Annotated in this window: 1 protein-coding gene; it reads right to left on the bottom strand. The window is 66.7% G+C overall.

What is annotated here, in order from left to right; all coding sequences use genetic code 11:
- The coding region (locus tag ACFZB9_RS36780) for an amino acid adenylation domain-containing protein (protein WP_391454508.1) at window positions 1–4,757 on the bottom strand (4,757 nt) is incomplete at both ends.

Raw genomic sequence — 4,757 nt, 5'->3', positions numbered from 1 at the left:
AGAGCACCCCGATCCAACTTCCCATTCACCGTCACCGGCAACACATCAACCACCACCACCGCCGCCGGAACCATGTAATCCGGCAACACATCAGCTACATGAGCGCGCAGCCCCGCCACATCGACCGAAGCACCGACACCCAGGACCACATAACCAACCAGGCGCTTGTCACCCGGCTGATCCTCACGCACCACCACCACGGCCTGCCCGACCAGCGGATGGGCCAACAACGCGTTCTCGATCTCACCGAGCTCGATCCGGAACCCCCGGATCTTCACCTGGTCATCCGCCCGGCCCAGGAACTCCAACGCCCCCTCGCGGTTCCACCGCACCACATCACCGGTGCGATACATCCGCTCCCCCGGCCCACCGAACGGACACGCCACAAAACGCTCCGCCGTCAAACCCGCACGCCCCAGATAACCCCGCGCCAACTGAACACCGGCCAGATACAACTCACCCGCGACACCCACCGGCACCGGATTCAGCGCACCATCAAGCACATACACACGCGTATTGGCCAAGGGACGACCGATCGGAACGCCCGACAACACGTCCCCAGGTCGACACTCCCAGAAGGTGACGTCAACTGATGCCTCGGTGGGGCCATACAGGTTGTGCAGCTCCGTACCAGTACCGAAATGCTCAAAGAATTTGTGCACCGCATCCGCGGGAAGTTCCTCGCCGCTGCAGAGCACACGTCGCAACGTCGTCGCAGCAGATCCGGCGGTCATCGACTCCTGAAGGAACGCCCGCAACATCGAGGGAACGAAGTGGACAACGGTCACGCGCTCACTACGTATCAGAGCAGCGAGATACGCCGGATCCCGATGCCCCTCCGGCCGCGCAACGACAAGCGTCGCGCCTTCCGTCAACGGCCAGAAGAACTCCCAGACCGAGACGTCGAAGCCCGACGGCGTCTTCTGCACCACCCGGTCATCGGCCGCCAGCTCGTACTCGGCCTGCATCCAGTGCAGCCGGTTGGCGATACCGGCATGCGGGACCATGACGCCCTTGGGACGGCCGGTGGAACCCGACGTGTAGATCACATACGCCGGATGCGCCGGCGAAAGCGGCACGGTGCGCTCGACATCGGACACATCCGCCGCAGCAAACCCAGCCAGCACCCCGGACATGGCCGGATCATCCACCGACACAACCGGCAGCGTCTCGACCAGAGCACCCACCAGCCGCCCAGCCGCCCGGTCACACAACGCCAGCACCGGAGCAGCGTCCTGGAGCATGTAGCCGATCCGGTCCGCCGGATACGCCGGATCGATCGGCACATACGCACCACCGGCCTTCAGCACCGCCAGCAACGCCACCACCAGGTCGACCGACCGCTCCATCACCACCGCGACCAACGACTCCGGACCCACACCCCGACCGACCAACAGGCGCGCAAGACGATTCGCCCGCGCATTCAACTCCCCATACGACACCTCCCGACCCTCGAACACCACCGCCACCGCATCCGGGGACTTCACCACCTGCGCCTCGAACAACCCCGGCAACGTCGCAGCCGACACCTCGACAGCGGTGTCGTTCCACCCTGCCAGCACCTGCTCACGCTGGACCGCGTCCAGGACCTCCACCTGTGCCAAGGGCCGGCCCGGATCATGCTCCACCGCGGCAAGCAAGCTCTCCATGGCGGCGTTTGTAAGGTCAGCGACCGCCTGGGCATCGATGGGCTCCACCGCCTGCACGGTCAGCAAGAACCCGCTGCCGGTGTCATCCACCGAAACGGTTAGCGCGTAGTTGGTGGCTTCGTGCGAATGGAGGAACTCGACGCCCTCCAGACTGTCCCTGACAGCCTCTGAGTCGGGGCTGTGCCGGTAGTTCAGCAAGGATGTGAACAGCGGCAGCTGCCCGCTGACGCCACTGGCCTTCTGCGCCAGGGACAACGGTGCGTGCTCGTGCTCCAGCAGGTCGGCAAGACGCCCGCGCATCACCTGCACCGCCTCACCGACACCGAGCCCGACCGACAACCGCACCGGCAGCGTGTTGATGAACAGGCCGGGCACACGGTCGGCACCCACACCCGCGCCCATCCGGCCGAACAGCACCGTGCCGAACACCACATCCTCACGACCCGACGTCGCCGCCACCACCCGCGCCCACACCACATGGAACAACGTGGCCGCACTCACCCCAAGCCGCCGGGCGCCCTCCCGCACCCGCGCCGCCACCTCGGGCGACAGGGCACGACGAACCTCACCCAGCCCGGACCCGTCCCCACGCACGTCCAGCACACCGAACGGCGCGGTCGGCTCCTCCACCTCCGCCAGCAGACCCGTAAAGAACTCCTCGTGTTCCTGCCGCGAAATCCGCAGCCGGGACTGGGCCACGAGCTCGCGGAACGGCAGCGGCACGGGCAGACGCTCCTCAGTGCCCTCCACGAACGCCCGCAACTCACCGAACAACACCTCCAACGTGGTGTGGTCCATGACCAGATGGTGGCTCCGCAGCAACAGCAGCCACCGCCCCGTGCCCGGATCCTGGGCAACCCACGCCCGCAACAACGGCGCCCGGCGAACATCCATCACCGCGTCGCCAAGAGCCATCAGCTGCTCCACCGTGTCACAACCCACCGGCCCGGCCTGGAGCTCGACCTCGACGACCGGCACCTCGGCGTGACGCATCACCACCTGGACCGGCTCGGGCAGGCCATCCCACACCACCGCGGTCCGCAGGATGTCGTGACGATCCACCACCTTCTGCAACGCGGCCAGGAAACCGTCCAACCGGCCACGCGCATCGAAGCCCAACACAACCGGCGACACATAGACGTCGGCGCCGTGCCCGGCCTGCATCAGATGGTGGAAGAAGATCCCCTCCTGCAAGGGCGCCAACGGATACACATCCGCAATGTCCGCCGCCACGCCACCGACCGCAGCAACCACCCGGTCGATCTCCTGAGCGGTCAACTCCACCAGCGGCAACATCTCCGGGGTGATCACCCGCGCATCGGCCGGAATCAGGTTCGCCGGCACCACCACCTCGGCCCGGCCCACCACCGACTCGGCCAGCCCGGCCACCGTCGGCGCCGAGAACAGAGCCCGAATATCGACCGACACACCCCGGGCACGCAACCGCTCGACCAGCGTCACCGCCAGCAGCGAATGCCCACCCAGGTCGAAGAAGTTGTCATCCACCCCCACCACCGGCACACCGAGCACCTCGGCGAACACCTGACACAGAACCTCTTCACGCGCATTCGCCGGACCACGCCCGCCACCGGAGCCGGCCGCATACTCGGGTGCGGGCAGAGCGCGCCGATCCAGCTTCCCGTTCGCCGTCACCGGCAACGCGTCAAGCACCACCAGCGCCGCCGGAACCATGTAATCCGGCAGCACACCGGCCACATGACCCCGCAACCGGCCGGCCAGACCCTCCGACATCCCAGCACCAGGGACCACATAACCGACCAGCCGCTTGTCACCCGGCCGGTCCTCACGCACCACCACCACGACCTGCGCCACCGAGGGATGCGAGGCCAGCACCGACTCAACCTCACCCAACTCGATCCGGAACCCACGGATCTTCACCTGGTCGTCGGCTCGACCGACGAACTCCAGTCGGCCGTCGCGGTTCCACCGCACCACATCACCGGTGCGATACATCCGCTCCCCCGGCCCACCGAACGGACACGCCACAAAACGCTCCGCCGTCAGACCCACACGTCCCACATAGCCCCGCGCCAACCCGGAGCCGGCCAAGTACAACTCACCCGCAACACCCACCGGCACCGGGCTCAACGCATCATCAAGCACATACAGACGCGTATTGGCAATCGGACGACCGATCGGAACCGGCCGTGCGAGGTCCGGCGCCGTGGACATGGCGTGCGTGGTGGCGAAGACGGTTGTCTCGGTCGGCCCATAGCCGTTGACGACAGTAAGCCCAGGGCATGAGCTGATCACCCGTTCAACCGCAGTCGGGGGCAGCACGTCGCCGCCGGACCAGACCTGGCGCAGCGTGCCCAGCGATCCCGGGTCCTCCGCCGCCACCACATTGAAGAGGCCCGCGGTCAGCCACATGGCGGTGACCTCGTATGCGGCCGCCAACCGCACCAGCTGGAACGGGTCCATGGATCCGGGTGGGGCTATGACGACTCGTCCACCGTTGAGCACCGGAACCCAGAACTCGTAGGTCAAGGCATCGAACGTGTGGGGCGAGTGCAGAAGCACACATCTGCTCCCATCGCCTTCGAATCGACGGTCCCCCGCCAACTCCACCACGTCCTGCTGGGTGACGACCACGCCCTTGGGGCGTCCGGTGGAACCGGAGGTGTAGATCACATACGCCGGTTGCTCCGGCGACAGCGACACAGTCCGCTCGACGTCGGACACATCGGCCGAATCAAACCCGGCCACCGCCTCCCGCATGTCCACCGTGTCGAGCACCAGCACCGCGACGGCCGCATCGGCAAGACACTCCTGGACCGTGCCCACACTCCCGGCAGCCTGGTCGATCAGCACCAGTGCCGGCTGGGCCTCTCGGAGCATGTAGTCGATCCGGTCCGCCGGATACGCCGAGTCGATCGTCACATGCGCACCGCCGGCCTTCACCACCGCCAGCAACGCCACCACCAACTCGACCGACCGCTCCATCACCACCGCGACCAACGACTCCGGCCCCACACCCCGACCGACCAACAGGCGCGCAAGACGATTCGCCCGCGCATTCAACTCCCCATACGACACCTCCCGACCCTCGAACACCACCGCCACCGCATCCGGGGACTTCACCACCTG

The sequence above is a fragment of the Kitasatospora sp. NPDC008050 genome (assembly GCF_042957465.1).
Taxonomy (GTDB): Bacteria; Actinomycetota; Actinomycetes; order Streptomycetales; family Streptomycetaceae; genus Kitasatospora.
Note: the sequence above shows the minus strand (reverse complement) of the source record. Positions and strands in the feature narration are given on the sequence as shown.